The organism is Sulfitobacter sp. IGS-18, assembly GCF_059628195.1.
The window spans coordinates 3,513,784-3,533,928 of the sequence record NZ_CM184556.1 but is presented as its reverse complement, the minus strand read 5'-3'; the positions used below and the strand labels follow the sequence as shown (position 1 = coordinate 3,533,928).

The 20,145-nt window shown below is 60.1% G+C and carries 21 protein-coding genes; 17 read left to right on the top strand and 4 right to left on the bottom strand.

Annotated features, from left to right (window positions below; all coding sequences use genetic code 11):
• Window positions 1–122: 122 nt before the first annotated feature.
• Window positions 123–572, bottom strand: a complete 450-nt coding sequence (locus ACWNZ3_RS17175) for a hypothetical protein (protein WP_269366108.1) — start codon at window positions 570–572, stop codon at window positions 123–125.
• A gap of 275 nt (window positions 573–847) precedes the next feature.
• Between ACWNZ3_RS17175 and ACWNZ3_RS17170 the strand changes: the two genes are divergently transcribed.
• A complete protein-coding gene (locus ACWNZ3_RS17170) occupies window positions 848–1,609 on the top strand; it encodes a lysozyme family protein (RefSeq protein WP_496900666.1) in 762 nt (253 codons plus the stop codon).
• 74 nt (window positions 1,610–1,683) lie between these two features.
• Here ACWNZ3_RS17170 and ACWNZ3_RS17165 read toward each other — a convergent pair whose 3' ends face one another.
• The gene (locus ACWNZ3_RS17165; protein ID WP_496900665.1) at window positions 1,684–3,159 is read right to left on the bottom strand and encodes an NAD-dependent succinate-semialdehyde dehydrogenase; all 1,476 of its coding nucleotides are present in this window, start codon (window positions 3,157–3,159) and stop codon (window positions 1,684–1,686) included.
• A 97-nt stretch (window positions 3,160–3,256) separates the two neighbouring features.
• Between ACWNZ3_RS17165 and ACWNZ3_RS17160 the strand changes: the two genes are divergently transcribed.
• The 10 genes from ACWNZ3_RS17160 to ACWNZ3_RS17115 all read left to right on the top strand — a co-directional run bounded on the left by ACWNZ3_RS17160 (window position 3,257) and on the right by ACWNZ3_RS17115 (window position 13,071).
• Window positions 3,257–4,048, top strand: coding sequence for a hormone-sensitive lipase (locus tag ACWNZ3_RS17160; RefSeq protein ID WP_269366103.1), 792 nt, complete (start codon window positions 3,257–3,259; stop codon window positions 4,046–4,048).
• Window positions 4,049–4,229: 181 nt separating this feature from the next.
• Window positions 4,230–5,321, top strand: coding sequence for a histidine kinase dimerization/phosphoacceptor domain -containing protein (locus ACWNZ3_RS17155; RefSeq protein ID WP_269366101.1), 1,092 nt, complete (start codon window positions 4,230–4,232; stop codon window positions 5,319–5,321).
• Window positions 5,322–5,446: 125 nt separating this feature from the next.
• Window positions 5,447–6,523, top strand: coding sequence for a coiled-coil domain-containing protein (locus ACWNZ3_RS17150; protein WP_269366099.1), 1,077 nt, complete (start codon window positions 5,447–5,449; stop codon window positions 6,521–6,523).
• Window positions 6,513–6,758 (top strand): hypothetical protein, encoded by a 246-nt coding sequence (locus ACWNZ3_RS17145; RefSeq protein ID WP_496900664.1) that lies wholly within the window; start codon window positions 6,513–6,515, stop codon window positions 6,756–6,758. Before ACWNZ3_RS17150 ends, ACWNZ3_RS17145 begins: the two co-directional genes overlap by 11 nt.
• The gene (locus tag ACWNZ3_RS17140; RefSeq protein WP_269366095.1) at window positions 6,751–7,878 is read left to right on the top strand and encodes a hypothetical protein; all 1,128 of its coding nucleotides are present in this window, start codon (window positions 6,751–6,753) and stop codon (window positions 7,876–7,878) included. Before ACWNZ3_RS17145 ends, ACWNZ3_RS17140 begins: the two co-directional genes overlap by 8 nt.
• 53 nt (window positions 7,879–7,931) lie before the next feature.
• Entirely contained in the window at window positions 7,932–9,869 is a 1,938-nt protein-coding gene (locus ACWNZ3_RS17135) for an AAA family ATPase (RefSeq protein ID WP_496900663.1), read from the top strand.
• A 108-nt stretch (window positions 9,870–9,977) separates the two neighbouring features.
• Window positions 9,978–10,811, top strand: a complete 834-nt coding sequence (locus tag ACWNZ3_RS17130) for a hypothetical protein (protein ID WP_496900662.1) — start codon at window positions 9,978–9,980, stop codon at window positions 10,809–10,811.
• Window positions 10,808–12,163: a DUF6638 family protein gene (locus ACWNZ3_RS17125; protein WP_496900661.1), complete on the top strand. Its 1,356-nt coding sequence runs from the start codon at window positions 10,808–10,810 to the stop codon at window positions 12,161–12,163. The genes ACWNZ3_RS17130 and ACWNZ3_RS17125 overlap by 4 nt, the downstream gene beginning before the upstream one ends.
• Window positions 12,164–12,430: a hypothetical protein gene (locus ACWNZ3_RS17120; RefSeq protein WP_114273777.1), complete on the top strand. Its 267-nt coding sequence runs from the start codon at window positions 12,164–12,166 to the stop codon at window positions 12,428–12,430. It begins immediately after the preceding gene.
• 11 nt (window positions 12,431–12,441) lie between these two features.
• On the top strand, window positions 12,442–13,071 hold the full coding sequence (locus ACWNZ3_RS17115; RefSeq protein WP_114273776.1) for a DUF1523 family protein: 630 nt from the start codon (window positions 12,442–12,444) through the stop codon (window positions 13,069–13,071).
• A gap of 95 nt (window positions 13,072–13,166) precedes the next feature.
• Here ACWNZ3_RS17115 and ACWNZ3_RS17110 read toward each other — a convergent pair whose 3' ends face one another.
• Window positions 13,167–14,744: a DUF5928 domain-containing protein gene (locus ACWNZ3_RS17110; RefSeq protein ID WP_496900660.1), complete on the bottom strand. Its 1,578-nt coding sequence runs from the start codon at window positions 14,742–14,744 to the stop codon at window positions 13,167–13,169.
• A gap of 149 nt (window positions 14,745–14,893) precedes the next feature.
• Between ACWNZ3_RS17110 and ACWNZ3_RS17105 the strand changes: the two genes are divergently transcribed.
• From ACWNZ3_RS17105 to ACWNZ3_RS17080, 6 genes are all read left to right on the top strand, one after another.
• Window positions 14,894–15,712: a sulfotransferase family protein gene (locus tag ACWNZ3_RS17105; RefSeq protein ID WP_496900659.1), complete on the top strand. Its 819-nt coding sequence runs from the start codon at window positions 14,894–14,896 to the stop codon at window positions 15,710–15,712.
• A gap of 34 nt (window positions 15,713–15,746) precedes the next feature.
• Window positions 15,747–16,313: a DedA family protein gene (locus ACWNZ3_RS17100; RefSeq protein ID WP_496900658.1), complete on the top strand. Its 567-nt coding sequence runs from the start codon at window positions 15,747–15,749 to the stop codon at window positions 16,311–16,313.
• Window positions 16,314–16,571: 258 nt separating this feature from the next.
• The gene (gene smpB / locus ACWNZ3_RS17095; RefSeq protein ID WP_114274409.1) at window positions 16,572–17,060 is read left to right on the top strand and encodes an SsrA-binding protein SmpB; all 489 of its coding nucleotides are present in this window, start codon (window positions 16,572–16,574) and stop codon (window positions 17,058–17,060) included.
• Window positions 17,053–17,700 carry a glutathione S-transferase family protein gene (locus ACWNZ3_RS17090; RefSeq protein WP_496900657.1) on the top strand — a complete coding sequence of 216 codons (648 nt, stop codon included), beginning with the start codon at window positions 17,053–17,055 and terminating at the stop codon, window positions 17,698–17,700. Before smpB ends, ACWNZ3_RS17090 begins: the two co-directional genes overlap by 8 nt.
• Before the next feature lie 84 nt (window positions 17,701–17,784).
• A complete protein-coding gene (gene sseA, locus ACWNZ3_RS17085; protein ID WP_114273771.1) occupies window positions 17,785–18,639 on the top strand; it encodes a 3-mercaptopyruvate sulfurtransferase in 855 nt (284 codons plus the stop codon).
• Window position 18,640: 1 nt separating this feature from the next.
• Complete coding sequence (locus ACWNZ3_RS17080; protein ID WP_496900656.1) at window positions 18,641–19,825, top strand: amino acid aminotransferase; 1,185 nt, start codon at window positions 18,641–18,643, stop codon at window positions 19,823–19,825.
• Between the two features lie 75 nt (window positions 19,826–19,900).
• Here ACWNZ3_RS17080 and ACWNZ3_RS17075 read toward each other — a convergent pair whose 3' ends face one another.
• A complete protein-coding gene (locus ACWNZ3_RS17075) occupies window positions 19,901–20,083 on the bottom strand; it encodes a CsbD family protein (protein WP_269366078.1) in 183 nt (60 codons plus the stop codon).
• Window positions 20,084–20,145 lie beyond the last annotated feature (62 nt).

Sequence of the window (20,145 nt, the reverse complement as noted above, 5' to 3'; positions counted from 1 at the left end):
TTCCAAATGTGGCCGATGTTCATCCGCCGGTGTCCACCCTGACAAAAAAGGGGGCCGGATCTGCCGTAGCAGAACCGACCCCCGGAACAGCCGAGGCAGTCTTGGGTTCAAACCGGGAGAAATCAGTTTGTCTGCGTCTCGGTGCCCGTCCCTGCGCCATTGCCCAGCTGCTGCTGGACTGCGGCGGCGAATTCCTGTTCGGTGACTTCCAGTTCGAGCTGGCCTTCGGCATTCAGCTGGTCGGCGCTCTGGATCGACACGCGGCCGCCTTCGACATCATATGAATCACCCAGGGCGATCTCATAGCGGTTCATGCCGTCTTCCAAAGCGGTCACCGTCTCGATCTTGCCGATCACCGCATCGTCTGACGTCACCGCGACAGCCGTACCGTTTTCGATCGCCTCGGTCGTGGCGCTGTTGATCTCGGCGGTGGCTGCGGGTGCGACTTCGGTTGTCGGCTGTTCTGGTGTCGGCGAGGTTGCCGGTGCTTCCTGCGCCATCAGCGGCATGGAGAATGCGGCCGCGAGAGCTGTCGATCCGACGAGGGTGCGGGTGATTTTCGAAAAGGTCATAGGTTTTCCTTTCTGTCTGTTAAGGCGAGAGACCGGCAGGCATCCTGCCCACCGGTTGTGGTGCCAACCCGGATATGGGCAGGGGGTTTCCCGCCTGCCACCGCGTCGGCGGCAGCTTGCGCAGATCGCAGGATGTCGGCGGCAGACCGCTTCTTGCGCCCCGTCGCGGGCGTGGTAAGGGGCTTGCAATCGCAGCGCGGTTTCCCGGTGGCGACGGTTACGGAATATTAGGGCGCAACTGCCAGTCTGCCCCGGTCCCCCAGGCCGGAGCCGTGATGCGTGTCGTTTCCCCAATTCTGCTGGCAGTGCTGTGCGCATCGGTTCCATGCAACATCCTCCGCGCCGAAAGCGGATCGTTGTTTTCGCAAGGGAACTGGGGCGGCGCGCAGGGCGGGTTGATTGCAACGCCTGCCCTTTCGCGTGACAGCAAGGAGACCCCCAGCCTGTTCGTGGGCCGTGCCGCGGCCGGCCTGTTCGCGGAAAGACCGGCCCATGAACCTGCCTTCGACACTGCGTCGCCGGTGCTGGCGCAGGGCTCTGATGTTGCGCGGCTGCGGGCGCTGATCGGTGCGGCGGAATCGCGGCGCGATGGCTATGAGGCCGTCCAGCATGGGGCGCGCGTCAAAACGCCGAAACCCCCGACACAGATGACATTGGCCGAAATTTACCGCTGGATCGGGCAAACACCGGGCCAGCCACATGCCATCGGCAGATACCAGTTCATCCCCGCAACCTTGCGCCGGGTTGTGGCAAAGCTTGGGATCGCCCCGAATACTACGTTCAGCCCCGCTGTTCAGGACCGTCTGGCAGATGTCCTGTTGGCGGAGGCGGGTCTGCATGAATTCCGCGCGGGCAGGCTGGGGCGCGTGGCCTTCATGAACAATCTGGCGAAGATCTGGGCGGGTTTGCCCAATGCCACCGGCAAGTCGCATTATCACGGATATGCAGGCAACCGGGCGTCGATCACATGGGCCCGGTTCGATGCGGAGATGGCGAGGATTGATCCGGCGGTGATTGCTGGCCATGGGGTTGAGTAGCGGACGCCCCCCTCACCCTAACCCTCTCCCCCGTGGGGGAGAGGGGATTTGTTTCGCCCGTGGCAACCGGGCAGTCAGACGGACATGCAGATGTATTTCATTTCGAGGTAGTCTTCGATCCCGTGGTGGCTGCCTTCGCGGCCCAGGCCGGATTGCTTGACGCCGCCGAAGGGGGCAACCTCGGTGGAGATGATCCCGGTGTTCACGCCGACGATGCCGTATTCCAGCGCCTCGGCCACCTTGTAGACGCGGCTCAGGTCCTTGGCGTAGAAGTAGGAGGCGAGGCCGAAGATCGTGTCATTGGCCATTGCGATCACATCATCTTCGTTTTCGAACTTGAACAGCGGGGCGAGGGGGCCGAATGTCTCTTCCTTGGAGACTTTCATATCCTGGGTCACGCCGGTGATGATGGTCGGCGCGAGGAAGTTGCCCGCGAGCTTTTCTTCTGCCGATCCCAGAACGATCCGGGCACCCTTGGAAACGGCATCCTCCACATGTTCCCTGACCTTTTCGCTGGCGTCACCGTTGATCAGCGGCCCCAGTTCGACGCCCTCCGCGAAGCCATCGCCGACCTTCATCTTGCTGACGCGGTCCTTCAGTTTGGCAGCGAAAGCGTCATAGACGCCTGCCTGGACATAGATGCGGTTGGCGCAGACGCAGGTCTGGCCGTTGTTACGGAACTTGCACAGGATCGCGCCTTCGACCGCGGCGTCGAGATCGGCGTCGTCAAAGACGATGAAGGGGGCGTTGCCGCCCAGTTCCATGGAACATTTCATGACCTGATCGGCGGCCTGGCGCAGCAGGATGCGCCCGACTTCGGTGGAGCCGGTGAAGGTCAGTTTGCGCACCGCAGGGTTTTCGCAGAATTCCTTGCCCACGGCAGAGGAAGACGAGGAGGGCACCACGTTGAACACCCCGGCAGGGATGCCGGCTCGTTCGGCCAGGACACCCATGACGATGGCCGACAACGGTGTTTCCGCAGCGGGACGGGCGACGAAGGCGCAGCCTGCGGCCAGCGCGGGGGCAGCCTTGCGGGTGATCATCGCATTGGGGAAGTTCCAGGGTGTGATCGAGGCCGCAACCCCGATGGGCTGCTTGATCACCGTGATGCGTTTGTCGCGCTGATGACCGGGAATGGTTTCGCCGTAGATGCGTTTGGCTTCTTCGCCGAAGAATTCGATGAAAGATGCGCCATAGGCGATTTCGCCCTTGGCTTCGGCCAGCGGCTTGCCCTGTTCGGCGGTCAGGATCGTGCCAAGATCGTCCTGGTTCTCCATCATCAGGTCGAACCATTTGCGCAATACGTTGGCGCGTTCCTTGCCGGTCCAGGCGGCCCATTCCTTTTGCGCCTTTTCGGCCTGTGCGATGGCACCTGCGACCTGCGCGCGGCTCAGGTCCGCAACCTTGGCGATCACATCGCCGCGGGCGGGGTTGGTTACATCAAATGTGCCATCCTCGCCATCCACCCATTTGCCACCGATATAGGCGCGGGTTTCCAGGAGGCCGGGATCCTTGAGCATGGATTTCAGATCGGTTTTTGCGTCTGTCATTTGGTTGTCTCCGCTTTTGTTTGTGGAACCCAAAGCAACATTGGCTATGATTGTCCAGTTCCCGTTTGGTTTCGGGGCACTATCCAGAGGACGACTTATGACGCAATTTGACGATGCCTATGACAATTCCGGCCATATCGAGGGCGCTGAAACATACCCTCCGAAGTGGGAAAAAGCAGCTGCTGCTTTTCGCCAGGAGCTGGGGGCGCGGGCGCAAATCGGGGTGTCATATGGCCCTTCTGACAGGCAGGTCTTTGATTTCTTTCAGCCCGAAGGCGTGTCGCGCGGGACCGTGATTTTTGTTCATGGCGGTTACTGGAAGGCATTCGACAGCAGCTATTGGTCCCATCTGGCCGCGGGGCCGCTGTCGCGCGGCTGGGCTGTCGCCATGCCGTCCTATGATCTGTGCCCCGACGTGCGCATCGGTGAAATCACCACCCAGATTGCCGCCGCCGTTACCGAGATTTCCAGGCGGACATTCGGCACGTTGTCGCTCGCGGGCCATTCGGCGGGCGGGCATCTGGTGTCGCGGATGACTGATCCGCTGGTGCTGCCATCCGAGGTGCGCGACCGGATCGCGAATATTGCCCCGATTTCCGCCGTTGCCGACCTTGCACCGCTGATGCAGACATCGATGAACGACATTCTGGGGATCGACGCGGCAGAGGCACAGGCGGAAAGCCCGGTCAACATGAGCCCGCCGCATGGCGTCAATGTGACCGTCTGGGTCGGTGCGGATGAACGGCCCGCCTTTCTTGAACAGTCCGAACAGCTCTCGCGGGTCTGGGGAGCGCGGCAGGTCGTTGTCGAGGGCAAGCATCATTTTGACGTGATCGATGCCCTGGCCGATCCTGAAAGCGACATGGTCCGGGCTGTGCTGGGCGGCTGAACCCTGCCCTGGCCGGTCAGGTTGCGGACCCTGCGCAGGTTGCGCCCGAAGGAGGGGTCCTGCCTGCCCGGAGGTAAGCGCCCGATCAACCTTGACCCGGCAGATCAGTTCAACAATACCGATGTGAAATTCACGTTCGGGCCAATTCGTCAGGATGCGGCGCGGCAATGAAAGAGCCTGGATGCAAGACAAGCTGATTGACGATGAAGAGATCCGCCTTGCGCTCCTGCGCGGATACAACATCCTGGACACGGCGCCCGAGGAAGGCTTCGATGAAATCGCACGACTTGCGGGCGAGATATGCGGGACACCCATCGCATTGGTGTCGCTGGTCGAAAAGGATCGTCAGTGGTTCAAGGCGGTTCAGGGTCTGGATGTGACGGAAACCCCCATCCAGATGAGCATTTGTGCGCATGCCATCCAGTCCGGCGATTATCTGGAGGTCCAGGACACAACCAATGACCCGCGCACGGCTGCAAATCCGCTTGTCACAGGCGATGAGCAGATCAGGTTTTATGCGGGAGCTTTGCTGACATCGGCCGATGGCGTGGCGTTGGGCACATTATGTGTTCTGGACCGCGTGCCGAGGGTGCTGACAGAAATGCAGCGCACCACGCTGAAGATCCTGGCAAAGCAGGTGATGCGTCACCTTGAGCTGCGCGAAGCCTTGGGTGCTGCGGAGATGCTGCGCCGCGAGGTCGATCACAGGGTCAAGAACTCCCTTCAGGCGCTGGAGGCGCTGATCCGTATCCAGACGCGTTCGGTCAAGACAAACGAAGCGCGCGAGGCGCTGGAGGCTGTACAGGGACGGTTGGCCATGGTCAGCAACCTGCATGAGGCGCTGTATCTGTCCGATGCGGGTGCCATGGTAAATCTGAGCGGCTTTCTTGACCGGGTGGTTCAGACGGCTTCGGCGCAGATGCCGCAGGGCATCCATGTGCGCCATGAGGTGGAACCCTGCAAGCTCCAGTCCCGGGCTGCCTCAGCGGTCGGAATGATCGTGAACGAGGCCATCGCGAATGCTGCGAAATATGCCTTCGAGGGGCGTGACAAGGGGGCTTTCGACATCACCGGCAAGATTGAAGGCGAAAGCTATGTGCTGATCTGTGCCGACGACGGCGGGCCGCCTGCTGCGGGGGGCGTTCAGACCATCGTCGGAACCGGCCTGGGGATGCGCATCATGCAGGCGGCAGCGCAGCAGCTGGGAGGCGAGTTGACCTCGCATTCCGGTGAAAAAGGGCATGTTGTGACCCTGCGCTGGCCACTGACCTGACTCAATGCCCTCTTTTCAAGGGCATGGGCTTTTGCCACACTCTGCTTAAATTACGGGTGTGGGTGATGTAAATTGCCATAACATTACCTACATGTACTTTAACTTATTGGAAAGCGGAGACTTTAATGTCGAATTTGGATGCACAGGTCAAGGAATCCCAGGCGCAGGTCGCACAGGCGCAATCCAAGATTGCAGAGCTGACCAGCCGGATCGAGACAGCGCGGGCCAAGCTGAAGACGGGTGACGATGCGATGATCGACATCGAGAACGCGTCTCTGGAAGATGTCCACGCCCATACCGATGTGATGAACGCGAACATCGCCGAACTGATCATGGGTCTGGACGATGTCACCGCCGGATTCAGCCGCGATTTCGACGAGATGCGCAACAAGACGGGGATGGAAACCTTCATCGGTATCTTCTCCCGCGCAAAGGCGGACAGCATGCGGCAGGAACGGGTGCGCTCTGCCTCGATCGACGACAAGTTGCAGGATCTGATCAGCAAATCCGACGTGATCGTCCAACTGCTGGAGGGGCAGTTGGCGATGCTGGAAGAGCAGAAAGTCAAGGTCGAGAGCAATCTGAGCGAGACGCTGGATGAACGCGAGCTGACAGTGGGAGAGCTGGAAACCATCCGTGCCGACATCGGCGGTATGGACCCGGACATCATCAAGCTGGAAAACGCCATCGCGTCAGAAGCGGATGCCGCGAAACGTACCAAGCTGGAAACCGAGCTGGCAGAGGCCAACGCGAAATACAACGCGCTGGTGCAGGAGGAGCAGGTCAAGCTGGCCAAGTCCCAGACGCTGGAGCGCTATATCGAGAAGGGCAAGACCTGGATCGATTCATTGCAGAACCAGGCGGCGACGCAGATGGTGCTGATCAACAAACTGCAGACGGACACAAAGCAGCGGGTGGTGCTCTATGACGCGCTGACCAAATCGCTGAAAACCGCGCAACAGCAGGATGTGGCGCACCGCATCAACGAGATCGGTGTGAAGACGGACCAGGAGGCGCAATCGGCGATGGCCGGGATCGGCGCCGCCACCAACGCCCGCATGGCCGAGATGATGGAAAAACACGAGGATCACATGGTGTTCGCGCGTGAAGTTCTTGAGGCCAAGGCCAAGGCCGATGAACGCTTTGCCCGGCGGTTTGCCGCGATCATCGAGAAACATGACAGCAATCAGTATGGCGGCTGAAAAGGAATACAGGAACAGGCATTCGGGAAACTTGCTTTCCGACCGAGGCAGGCGCGACTTGTTGATTGGTATTTCGCTTGTTGGCCTTCCGCCCCTTCTGGTGGTTGTCTTCAATATCGGCATTGGAGCCAATTTCTATGCTCTGGGGTTGTTGATTGCCGTGTTCCTTATCATCCGGACGTGTAGCCGGGAGTTAAACTGGCTCATTCTGAAAAGACGCTTTTTTGATGGCTGATCTTACGCTTTCGCAAGACCACGTCGGCATCACCGACACCTTCGCGTCGCGCCGCTACTTCGCCAAGTTCGAAGGCATCATGCAGCACATGTTGCATGTGGCCGGAGTGATGGAGGCCGAAGGGGCGCTGGACCGGGATGAAATCGACATTCTCACCCGCTATGCCGCCAAGCTGACCCATAGTTTCCGTGCGCTCAGCTACAAGTACCTGTTGGTGGGGCGCGAGACGGGCCGCTTCTTTGGTTCGTTGACCATGGACAACCGCGACAGCGGCTTTCCGGTGGCGGCGGAAATCATGACCATGGCCAATGACGCGCAGCAGGCCGCCAAACACCTGGAAAACATGCCGACCGAGGCGCGGCTGAAGGATGAGATGGTGCAGACCATTCTCGGCGACCGGAAAATTCCCACCAAGCTGCAATTCGCCCTGTCCCAGCGGATGTATTACGCGGAACTGGCGCGCGGTGATCTGTTCTGGGTGCAGAATGATCCGCAGGCGGCCTGGCTGGGCAATGTGAGCGAGGGGCGCAGACGGTTCCGCCTGCACTGGGCCACATACGATTCAGAGGTCAACCTGCCGGTCATCTACCTGATGGAACTGGAGGATTCCGGCCGGATCGGCCTGCCCAAGGACGAACGCCGCTGGCCGGAGGTGCAGGCCCATCTGAGCGCGCAGGCGCTGGGCGGGCTGAAACTGCTGACCATCGCGCGCGGCTTCGATCAGGACTTTGACGATCTGCATCCCAAACGGCTGCGCCGGTTCCATCTGGGGCCGATGTACAGCCACGCCTACACCCGGCAGGCGGGCCCTCTGCGCGAGGTTCTGGCAGAGGCGAATGCACCTGCGGGCCAGGACTGGGCGCTGGTCTGGACCGAGGAAGAACTGGTGAGCGACCGGGTGATCGAAGAGAAATCGGGCTGGTTCTCGACGGTCGAGCGGGAAGTCTTCGCGCTTGATCCATTTGGCGTGCAGGGGCCGGACCTGGGCGCCACGCGGACGGAGCGCAGCATCATCCTGCCCCAGCGGCCCTATCAGGTGCTGGAGGAAAAACGCCCCCCCGGCTTTGCCTCGGTGCGGAAATATGTGGTCAGCCCGAAAGGACGTGTTCTTCGATATTAGCGACGTCGTGCCGGAAGAGTGTATTTATTGAACAATGAAAATGAGTTTGAGATATGAGCCAGACATCTGACGCGATGGAGCTTCGGGAAGAGGATATTGCAAAGCACGTGAGCGTGGCACTCTCCCTGCTGGAGGGGTTCGACCACGCGCCGCGCATCGGCAGGGCCGCGGATGAGGTGCCCCGGTCAGAGCGGTCGCCGGGCATCGGCACGCGGCGGCGGTTCCGCAGCACGACGCCGGGTCTGGCCACGCGGCGGACCACACCCAGCGGTGCGGTGCAGCTTCTGGCGCGGATCGAAGGGGCGGATGATGGTGACACGCTGGTCACGCCCCTGCAGGCCACCGTCATGCACGCCCTGCGCCGCGCCACAGCCATCGCACTGGCCGTAGCCGAGAATGTGGCGGAGCAATCCGGGCTCGGCGATCTGAAACGCGCGAACCTGGAAGGGTCCCTGCCCGCCGCGCGCAAATCCGAGTTTTCCGAATTGTTGGCGGCGGAAGCGCTGGTGACGCTTTATGTCTTCGGTAACGCCACCGCCTATCTGCTGTCGTCGCATCTGTCCGAAACGACGGTCGAGGTCGGCGATGTGGATGAGGTGCTGACAGACAACGGCCAGACCGCCCTGCATGGCGCGTTGTGGGAGCTGGATCAGGACATCGCGGCGCATGCGCAGGACGATGCGCGGCTGGTGGCCACGGTCAGCGCCTTTGCCGAGGCGCTGATGGAGAAGGTCGCCCTGCGCGCCCAGACCGCCCCGCGCCTTGAAGGGTTCAGGGGCGCGTCCTGGCGTGTCGAGGCGGATGATTTCACAATTGCCGGGTTCAGCCCTGCCTCCAAGGCGAAGTCCACCAAGCTGACGATGACCTTCAAGAAGCCCAACGAGGTCGTGGGCAACCACATCGCCAAATATCAGGCGATGAAACTGGCCAAGATGTTGATGGCCTATGACTTCGACCGCCGCCTGAACCCCTTTGCCGATCTGGGCGGGTTCATCTTTACCTTCATGGGTGACGGCGCGCCGGGGACGGGCAAGACCACGTTGATCCAGATGATGGCGGGGCTGATCAGCGAATATTGCGGCAACGCGGGCTATCCGTTCCGCTATCAGAACCTGAGCACGGACAACATCGACAGCTATCAGGGCAAATCGGGCCAGAACGCCAAGGCCTTTATCAACAACATCATCGACCCCAGCGTGATCGGCTTTGGCACGATTGATGACATCGACCAGCTGGCCGGCAAGCGCGGCGACCGGCAGTCGAGCGCGGGCCAGCTGGAGATCACGGCGGTTCTGATGGAAAGTTTCGCGGGGGCCAATACGGTTGTGCGGGGCAATTGCACCTTTGGCATGTTCTCCAACTACCCCGAGAACGTGGACGATGCCCTGCGCCAGCGTGCCGGGGCGCGGTTCCTTGTGGACGGCCCGCAGACGCGGGAGGATTATGTCGACATCCTGTATCTGCTGATGGGCAGGAACCACGACATCCCGCTGGGGGACCACAAGGCCTTCGAGGCGCAGGCGATCAAGAAGGCGGTGGCGGCCTCGTTTGAATCCCATTCCAGGCCCCATGAGGCGGGGTTGCTGCGCGTCTATGAAGCGGTGCGCGGGGAGATCGGGGAGCTGGACACGATCAACAAGCTGGGCACCTACCTGAAGGGCATTCAGGAGGCGGACGCGCGGTTCACGGGTCGCGCGATCAAGAACATCACGGATGCGGTGAAGGTCCGCGCGATGGACTTTGAATTGCCCGATGAATGGATGGAGAACCCCGATCTGTTCCTGTTCAAGGGGTATGACGCGAAGAAGGCGATGATCGAGGACATGCGCCAGCCGATCACGGTGGAGATGGTGATACAGGAGATCAACCGCTACGCGGATTCAGAGTTCCGCTATGCCGACAAGTCGGACGAGGTGGCGATCGAGAACGCCGTGCGGGAGATGGGGCGGATGGAAGAGGCGAAGAAGCGGTATTTGGGGGGTGAGCGGTGAATAAGAAACGCTCCAGTGGAGCGTTTCCACCGCGAACGGGCGGAGCCCGGGGGGTGAAGTTTGCGCTCACCTAAGGTGTATTGGCGGTATCTTCGACGAGATTGGAGAGTGAACGGTTGGGAGGCGACCGACACTGGTTGGCTATTGACCATTGGAGTAATTCTGGTGGTTCAGAGCATTGCGCTTCCTGTTCGCTGCTACGAGCAGTCTTGCTCGTCAAAGCTTGAGGACTTTTTCAAACTACAACCGAGTGAGATGGGTGACACACTCGCAGGAATTTTTTCAAGTTTGGCATTTATTTGGATCATAGTAACCGTGTTCTTGCAAAGGAACGAGTTGAGAGAACAGCGTATGGAAAACCGTGAGCAACGATTGGCAACAGAAGACATGGCAAGGGCAATGAAAGCCCAAGCAAAAGTATTTGAGGACGAACAGAAGTATCGGTCCGAAGCACGAGCGGCGGCAGTTTTGGAACAGGTTCTAAAAGGAATCCAAACTCAGCTAGTCATTGCTGAAAAGGAAAGTTGGTACGTCCTACAAACTCCAGAGTTGAATCTACTCCAAAAGTTGTCAAAGCAGAGCGCCTTGCGAGAAAACCGGGAGTATCACGAGAAAGAGCCAGAAGAGGCGACAGTTCGTGCAAAGCTTTTTGACGGGATGCTTGATGTGGATGAGAACGTTAGAACTGCGTCGTCAAGAATTTCCGACCTTTCTGAACATCTGAAATCGGATAGGGTTAAAGAGATAATAAGAAGGCCGTGGCAGTCAGAGTTTCGGCGTCTCAGGATAATGCTCGACGACATTAATCGTTTGGAAGAGATTCTTGCGGATGACCAGAAAATTCGACTGCATAATATGAGAATTGCTGCACTCTCTCAGCGCCTGGACGAACTACTAAGTTTAGATGTCTGGAAGTTGCGTGATCGCGAGTTGCAGCCATGAACCGCCTCATCCGCCACGGCCTCATGTTCGGCAACCTCTTCCACGTGGATTCCCCCGCGCTGGTGGACCGCTACAACCGGGCGCTCCAGCATCTGACGGGCAAACGCACCGACCTCACCGATTTCCACATCGACATCTCAGGCTATTCCCCCGAAGTGGGTGACGAGCTGGGCGATCACCTCTATCTCAACCATGCGGGCGTGAACCGGCAGTTCATCCTGCTGAGCATGGAGCAGCGCTCGGCGCCTTTGCTCAACATGAAATTCTCCACTTCGCGCGGTATCCTGCAGCAGTTCATCGCCGAGAATGAGGCGCAGTTGTTCGCGCTGACCGCCCGTGACGCGGTGGCGGGGGAGTTGGTGAACAGCGTCTATGATGTCTCAACCCCCGCGCGGTTGTTCGACATAAGACGCGTGAAGGTCGAGGCCGATACCACCGCGGGCACCGTGCGCGACGCGGAAAAGCTGGGGCAGATGGTCGAGCGGTTCAAGACCGAGAAAGACGGCTGGTACGACGATGTGCTGATCGCGCAGATGATCGAACTGGCGGGCAAGACCGGGGATGTGGTGCGCAACCCGGTCAGGCTGCGCCAGATGTCCTTTGATCAACGGAATTTCTGGACGGCGCATTTCGGCGGGCTGTACCTGTTCCAGGATCTGGACCATCCGGCGGTCGTGGCCCCCTCTGGCAAGGATCGTCTGGGCGATCTGCCGATCAAATATGTTTTTGACGCCGACGACCGGAACCAGCTTGCCAAGTTTTTCGAATACAACGGCCTGACGGAAACGATTGTCGAGGCGCGGGGCATCAACTCGGCGGCGATCCTGCGGCAGAAGATGGATTTCATCCTGATCGACGCGGTGGCGGATGAGGGCGGCGACCTGACCGGGGCCACGCGCGCCGATATGCGGCGTCTGGCGCGGGAGCATGTGGACAAGCTGCCGGAGGAGTTCCACGCGCTGGGCGCGCTGGTGAACTGGGCCGAGAACGGTGGCAACTGGCCGCGGATATCCTCGGACCATCCGGCCTATTTCTATACCCTGCGGGCGAGCGATACCAAGGACGCGGCGCTGGTGAACATGCTGCTGGCCGAACTGGCCCCCAAGGACGCGCGGCAGATGTTCATCTGCCACAAGGAATTGTTCTATCAGACCTATGCCCGCTGGCCGGATGCGAAGAAGGCCTATGTTGCCGATTTCCTCGTGGCCGAGTATCAGATGGACAAGGCGGGTGCGCGGGCGGCGCTGTTCGGCCATGATGCGCCGATGGAAGAACCTGCCCCCCGCAAGCCCGATCCGGTGTCCGACATGATCGCCCGTGTCGGCCCCTGGGGCGCGGTGAGGGAGAGATAGATGTTTGCACTGGCGCGTCTTGTGGTGATCGGCTTTGTCGTTCTGACGATCATCTATGTCTGTCTGTCGTTCTATTCGCGCAGCGTGCGGCGGTCGAAGCTGCGCAAGAAGTGGTACGAGGGCAAACAGCTGGTGGACCGCGACACGTTTGTGCAGCGCGGGCTTGAACGCTATGACGGGTCGATCCGGCGCAAGCTGATCCTGGGCGTCTATATCGTACCCGTCGTCGTTGTCGGCGTGGTCATTTACCTGACGAATTTTTCCTGAGAGGGGCCAACATGGCGATTATCAAGTGGGTTTTCTGGATCACCATCTGGGTGCTGGTGGCGGCCTTCTTCCACTACACACTGCCGCAGGTCGATATCGTCCGGGTCACCGACACCTACGAAAAGCGTGTCGATCCGGGTGAAAACTCGATCTTCTGGGCGCAGGCGGATATCGGAACGGACGGGACGCTGGCGAACCGGGATGTGTTCTTCATCCAGACGCGGCGCGCCAAGGGTGACGTCATGGTCTATCGCAACGAGGATACAGGCTGGGGCTGGCCGCCCTATTTCAAGTTCGACACTTCGAACCTGCAGGCAGAGGCGGCGGATGCCAAATCGACCGAGGCGGCGCCGGAATGGTATGCGATCAAACACTACGGCTGGCGCAACGAGTTCCTGACGGTGTTTCCCAACGCCATATCGCTGCGCAAGGTCGAGGGGCCCGACGCTTCCAAGGGCATCCCCTGGCTGAACATCATCATTCTCACGCTTTTCTTTGCCATCGTCTATGCCATCTGGGTGCGCTGGCGGCGGTTCCGGCGGGCGCGGATCGACCCGACGCTTGAGGCGCTTGAGGATGATCTGGCGGAGAAACGGCAGGGTATGTCGCGGTGGATCGGGAGCTGGCGGGCAAAGAAGTGACCGCGCTGTTGTGATCCCTGCGTGCCGGTGAGGGGGCGGCTTGCCCTCTCGTTCCCCCAAGCGGCGGTTTGCCGGCAAAAGAACGATGATCTGCGTCAGTCTGCGAACAGATAGTCCGTCTTGGCGATTTCGCGGGCCTTGTCCTTGGAGATGTTCAGGAATTTCTCAAGGTTTTCGGCGTTGAGCTCGGGATCGGCAGCCTCGCGGATGCGAATGTGGTTCTCGAACTGGGCGTCGCGGATGCGGTCGCTTTCGTGCACCATGTCGTTGCGGATCGTCGGCAACAGGCGTTCCAGCGTGTCCTGCGATGTCTGTTCCCCGGCAAGGCCCACGCGCATCGCATGGCCGATCAGGTAGTCGTCGGTGAACTGGCATTCGATTTCCAGAATGCGGGTGATGGACCGGTCAGAGGCGAAATCGTTCAGAAGCTCGATATTGCCCGGGTCCATGCAGACGATCATGCGGTCGGTTTCGAAATAGTCGAACAGCATCCGCATCAAGGCCCGCCGGTGACGGTGGCGTTTTTCCAGCGTGTTCTGGATGCCGCCCAGATCGGGCAGAGTCGTATCTTCTTCGTTGAAGAGGTACTCGATCGCGGGGACGTTGGTGACCTGCCGGATGCGGTCGAGGACCCTTTTGGCGACATGCCATTTCTTGCAGACAACGATCAGCAGTTCCCGTTCGCGTCCCAGCGTGCTTTCGGTTTCCCAGAAACGGGTGGCAAAGCGGCGACCGATCCGGCCCCGGCCTGACAGGAACTTGAACAGGCCGCGGCCTTCGTTGCTGATCTGGAACTGGACGCCCTCGGCGGCGTAGAGCAGCCCGAGCCTGCGTTTCAGGTCCTGCGCCTCGGGGCTGATCTTGCGGGCGAAAAGGTAATCCTGGCTGAGCAACAGCTCGTAATGGTCATTGTAGAAATTGACCGGCATCCCGTAATCCGTGAACATCAGGAAGGTCAGGGTGCGGCAACGGATCTCGACCTCGGGCACCAGGTGGCGGACCAGCGTCTGAAAGAAGGTTTCATCGGGAATCCAGGTGGACCGGAAGAAACGGACGACATCGCGGCGCTTTTTCACAAAATCCAGCAGCCATTCAACGGTGCGGCGGCGGAGGCACCACCACTGGCTGCCAATCATGATCTGCAGATCGGCGGGGATGTTGCGGGTCAGCCCCAGTTTCTTCTGGACCTCGTACATCCAGTAGAACCGCTTTTTCTGGGTCCGTTCATTGAACCAGTGCCGGTAGATCAGACGTTCCTCTTTCCAGCCGGTCTTGATCCAGTCGCTTTCGAAGTAGTCGAAGCTTTCGATGAAATCGGCATCGTTGTCGTCAAGGAACTGGTGAGTGTATTCCGCCGACTTGATCGCCATGCAATCGCCGGAAAGCATGTAGAAATGCGTTGCGCGGGGAAACGCCTCAACGGCGGAGGTCAGGGCACTGAGTGTTGCCTGCACAAGGGACCATTCGCCCCAGCCGCATTTCACACGTTTCTTCGCGAAGATCACGTTCGGGTTATTGTCCAACGCCGCGCGGATCTGCTGGTAATGCTCGGGCTTTGCCCGGGAGTCGAAGTGGATCGACATATAGTCGCCGGCCGTCGTCAACCGCTCTGCCTGCCGGATGATCGCCAGCGGGTCCTTGTGACAAAGCAGTATGTAAGCGATTTTGGCCACGACTGAAACGAACTGCCTCTTTACCTTGTATTGTTTACCTAGATAATGATGAAGCAACATTGAATAAACCGCATTTATTTGCTTTTTTGCGGCAACTCAGAACTGTTGCTAAAAACAGTCATGACAGAACGAGTGAGAGGCAGTCGGCTATGGGGTTTCCCGGAACATGGATGACGGAAAGCGAAAGCGTGGTCTATCGGGTGGTGCCCAAGTGCGCCTGTTCGACAATCGGGCAGATCATGTACTACTCCGACCACGGCGAATTCTTCGACGGTGACATCCATGATGCGCAGTCCGGGTTGCACAAATGGGCGTTGGATGCCTCGCAACTTCCGATCACCGAGAACGTCAAGGGCCACAAGTCCTACACCTTTACCTGCGTGCGCAATCCCTACACGCGGATCCTGAGCTCGTTCTTCGACAAGATCTGCGGCATCCAACGCAACGGCAAACGCTATCGCGGCAACCTGGTCCCCCTGCTGATCCAGAAGTATGGCATCGAAGTCGGCGGCGATGACGGCAAGCAGGAGTTCGACCAGATTGCCAGTTTCCGCAGGTTCCTGTTGTTCGCCCGCGATACCATCCGGTGGCGGCGGCCGATGGACCCCGACATTCACTGGTCGGCCATGTCCGGCCATGTCAGCACCTTCATCGTGAACGGTGGGCGCTATGACAAGATTTTCTGGACCGAGGCATTCAACGACGGGATGCAGGACGTGCTGGATGCGATCGAGACATCCCACCAGGTCCGTCTTGCGGATATCCCGCGGTTCAACGAGAGCGAGGGGCACGGCCCGAAGCGGGCCCATCCGGTAGAAGACTACTTCGACGATCTGTCGATGCACCTGATGCGCGAAATCTACAAACGCGACTTCGAATTGTTCAAGTATGATTTCGAGAATCCGGGCAACAAGATGCCGGTGGGCGAAATCGACCTGGACGAAGTGCACGCCAAACTGGGCGATTGAGGGCCATGGCAGCCCCTGGCCATAGGGTGATGCCGTGAGCCTGGAAAGCCTTGTCAGCACCTATGGCGTGCCGGCTCTGTTCCTTGGATGTGGGATCGAAGGGGAATCCGTTGCGATCATGGGCGGCGCTCTGGTGCACCGGCATGTCCTGCCGTTTTTCCCGGTGTTGCTTGCCATCGGGTCAGGTGCCTGGGTCGCGGATACATTGTTTTTCTGGCTCGGGCGGCGTTTCCGGTCTCACCCGTTTGTGAAGCGTCAACTGGCGGGAAGCCGGATTGCGGCCCTGCTGGGCAAGGTCCGAAGCCAGCCCGGCCGGTTTGCCGCATCGTTTCGCTTTATACCCGGCATGCGGATATTGGTTCCCTTGGCGCTGGCCCAGACAGAGATCACCTATCGCCGCTATGGCGCGATCACCGCAGTTTCATCTGCGATCTGGGCTTTGTTCTACATCCTGGTCGGGCATCTTGTGGGCGCGGTTCTGGCGCGGGTGCTGGGCCATATCCACCATATTCCCGTCATTGTCTGGGGCGGCGGCATGGCTGCCACGCTTTCGCTGCTGCTGGCCGTGCATCACCTGCGCCGCTCTCAGAAGCGCGGGTAACAGGCGCTTCATGCGCGTTTGAATGCGCCGCCAGGACACGCCGCGCGGCGGCGGTGGCGCTCCCCTTGGTGGAGGGGGGACCATATCCGCCGCGTGATAGCTGCCGTCACTTGCTGCAGAAGTTTGGCGGAAATCCGGGGAACTCTCCCCGAAGTTGTAGGCAATGCTGCTCGTGCTTTCCGTATTAAGGACAAAGCAACTGCGAAAGCGCGGTGCCGAACCTTGCACTGGCTTTGGGTGCGCTCTACATCTGCCTGCATGTCACAGGTCAAATCCGCCACGAAATCTGATCCCAATTACAAGGTGATCGCCGAAAACCGCCGGGCGCGGTATGATTACGCTATCGAGGAAGATATCGAATGCGGCATTATCCTGGAGGGGTCAGAGGTGAAATCCCTTCGGCAGGGCGGCGCGAACATCGCGGAAAGCTATGCGGCTGTGGAAGAGGGCGAGCTGTGGTTGGTCAACTCCTATGTGGCGCCCTATGCGCAGGCAAAGACGTTTCAGCATGACGAAAGGCGGCGGCGCAAGTTGCTCGTCTCGCGCAAGCAGATGGCGGATTTGTGGAATGCCACCCAGCGCAAGGGGATGACCCTGGTGCCACTGGTGATGTATTTCAACCATCGTGGCATGGCAAAGCTGAAGATCGGCGTCGCCAAGGGCAAGAAGAATCACGACAAACGCGAGACCTCGGCGAAACGTGACTGGTCGCGGCAAAAGGCGCGTCTGCTCAAAGATCATGGCTGACGGTTTCACGCTGATCGGGTTCAGGCATTCGGTCTACGCGCGGATTGTCCGGGTTGCCCTGATCGAAATGCGCCTGCAGGCCAGCTATGTCGAGGTGGACCCGTTTTCCGATCCGTCCGCGTTGGATCGTTTCACGCCGCTGGCCCGCGTGCCGGTTCTGCGCCACGGTGATTTCACGCTGACCGAGACAGCGGCGATCCTGCGCTATCTGGCGCGGGTCAGTGGCGCCATGCACCTGCTGCCCGACGACTCACAGGCGCTCGCACGGATGGATCAGGTCTTTGGCATTGTGGATACCAGCCTGTACTGGCCGCTTGTCCGGCAGGTTTTCTCCAACGGCTTCTACGCACCGCTGATGAATGAACCCTTTGATGCCGATCAGGTCGCGGCCGGTATCAAAGCGGGCAGGCCAGGCCTGAAACTTCTCGATACCATCGCGGCGGAGGGGCTGGTGCTGAACGGCATGGATCTGACCCTTGCCGATCTGCATCTGGCCCCGGTCATGGATTACCTGACGCGGGTTGCTGTGGGGGCAGAGCTCCTGGCAGAGTATCCCGACCTTTCGGCGTGGTGGTCCGGAATGTCAGGCAGCCCGTTGGTGCAGGAAACGGACCCGTTTCCCGGCGAGGAACGCCCGTAATCACTCCGCAACCGGGGCGCGCTCTTGCCAGTTTGCATCAGCGCGGCTAGGCAAGAATGGAGCCATTTTCTAGAAGGACTGCCCATGGTTGATGATCCCAAGACGCTCGTGTCCACCGCATGGTTGGCCAAGCACCTCAAGGACCCGGACCTGCGGTTGCTGGATGCATCATGGTACTTGCCGGATGCGGGCCGTGACGCAAAGGCCGAGTATGACGCCGGTCATATTCCAGGCGCCCGGTTTTTCGACATTGACGAAATTTCGGATGGGCGTTCGGACCTGCCGCATATGGCGCCGCCGGTGGAAAAATTCATGTCGCGGATGCGCGCGATGGGCGTGGGCGACGGGCATCAGGTTGTGGTCTATGACGGGGCCGGTCTGCTCTCTGCAGCGCGGGTCTGGTGGCTGTTCCGCCTGATGGGTCAGGAAAATGTCGCGGTGCTGGACGGCGGATTGCCCAAATGGGTGGCCGAGGGGCACCCGACGGAAGACATGCCGCCGATTCCGCGTGATCGCCATATGACGGTCCGCCTGCAGAACCAGCTTGTCCGGGATGTGACGCAGGTGGCCCAGGCTTCCAAGCTGGGGGAGCCGCAGATCGTCGATGCGCGGGCACCCGCCCGGTTCCGTGGCGATGCGCCCGAACCACGCGAAGGGCTGCGCGCGGGCCATATTCCGGGGTCGCGCAACGTGCATTACGAGACCCTGTTGAACGATGACAAGACCATGAAGGATCCCGACGCCCTGCGCGCGGTTTTCGAAGCCGCAGGTGTCGATCCCGCGAAACCGGTCATCACGACCTGCGGGTCGGGTGTCACGGCCGCAATCCTGGCGCTGGCGCTTGAGCGGATGGGGCAGACCTCGTGGTCACTTTATGATGGATCATGGGCGGAATGGGGGATGTTCCCCACCGTGCCGATCGCTACCGGAGACGCATAAGATGTTCGAAACCCTACAAAGTCAGCCCGCGGACAAGATCCTTGCCCTGATGCAGATGTACCGCGACGACCCCCGGGACACCAAGATCGACCTTGGTGTCGGCGTCTACAAGGACGCGACGGGCCTCACCCCCGTGATGCGGGCGGTAAAGGCGGCAGAACAGCAGATTTGGCAGTCGCAGGACAGCAAGGTCTACACCGGGCTTATCGGTGACCCGGCCTTTTCCGATGCGATGATCGAACTGGTGCTGGCGGGGGCCGTTCCGCGCGACACCGTGGCTGCGGCGGCGACACCGGGCGGCACCGGTGCGGTGCGTCAGGCGTTCGAGCTGATCCAGATGGCCCGCCCCGATGCACGGGTATTCGTGTCGGACCCGACCTGGCCCAACCACCTGTCGATCCTGAAGTATCTTGGCATGGAGGTGGTGAACTACCGCTACTTCGACGATGAGTCGCGCGGGGTCGATTTCGACGGCATGATCGCGGATCTGAGCAAGGCACATGCGGGCGATGTGATCCTGTTGCACGGCTGCTGTCACAACCCGACAGGGGCGAACCTGAACGCCAGTGAATGGGATGCCGTCATCAAGGTGTTGCAGGAAACCGGCGCCACGCCGATGATCGACATCGCCTATCAGGGCTTTGGCGACGGGCTGGCAGAAGATGCCGCCGCGACCCGCAAGATCGCGGCAGCAGTGCCGGAATGCCTGATCGCCGCCAGTTGTTCAAAGAACTTCGGGATCTACCGGGAACGGACAGGTCTTCTGATGGCCATTGCTGCCGACCCGGCGGCGCGCAAGCTCAATCAGGATACTTTGGCGTTCCTCAACCGCCAGAACTACAGCTTCCCGCCGGACCACGGGGCGCGGATCGTGACGACGATTCTGAACGACGCTGCGCTGCGGGAGGACTGGATGCAGGAACTGGAAGACGTGCGCGGCACCATGCTGAACCTGCGGACCCAGCTTGCCGGTGAATTGCAGCGCCTGTCGGGATCTGATCGTTTCGGTTTCCTCGCGCAGCACCGGGGGATGTTTTCGCGCCTTGGCACGACGCCTGAAAAGGTCGAGGAGCTGCGCGCCAAACACGGGGTCTATATGGTGAGCGACAGCCGGATGAATATTGCCGGCCTGAACCAGCAGACCATTCCGATCCTTGCCCGGGCGATTATCGACGTCGGTATCTGAGCAGGACATCAAAGGGGCCCGCGCTGATCTTTCGGCGCGGGCCCCCGGATGTTTCAATCCCGGATGTCGTCGGGATCAGATCTTGTTGCCAAATGCGCCTTTGACCGCGCCCTTGGCCTTTTGTGCCTCGCCCTTGATCTTCTGGGCTTCGCCCTCGACCCTCAGCTTGTCATTTCCAGTCACTTTGCCCGCCGCAGATTTTGCGGCGCCAATGGCTTTGTTGGCATTGCCCTTGGCCTTGTCTGCAATCTCACCCATGGTCTGATCCTCTCGGGGTAGGTCAGGTGCGGCGCGCGGTGATCGCGTGTCCGGTCTGATCT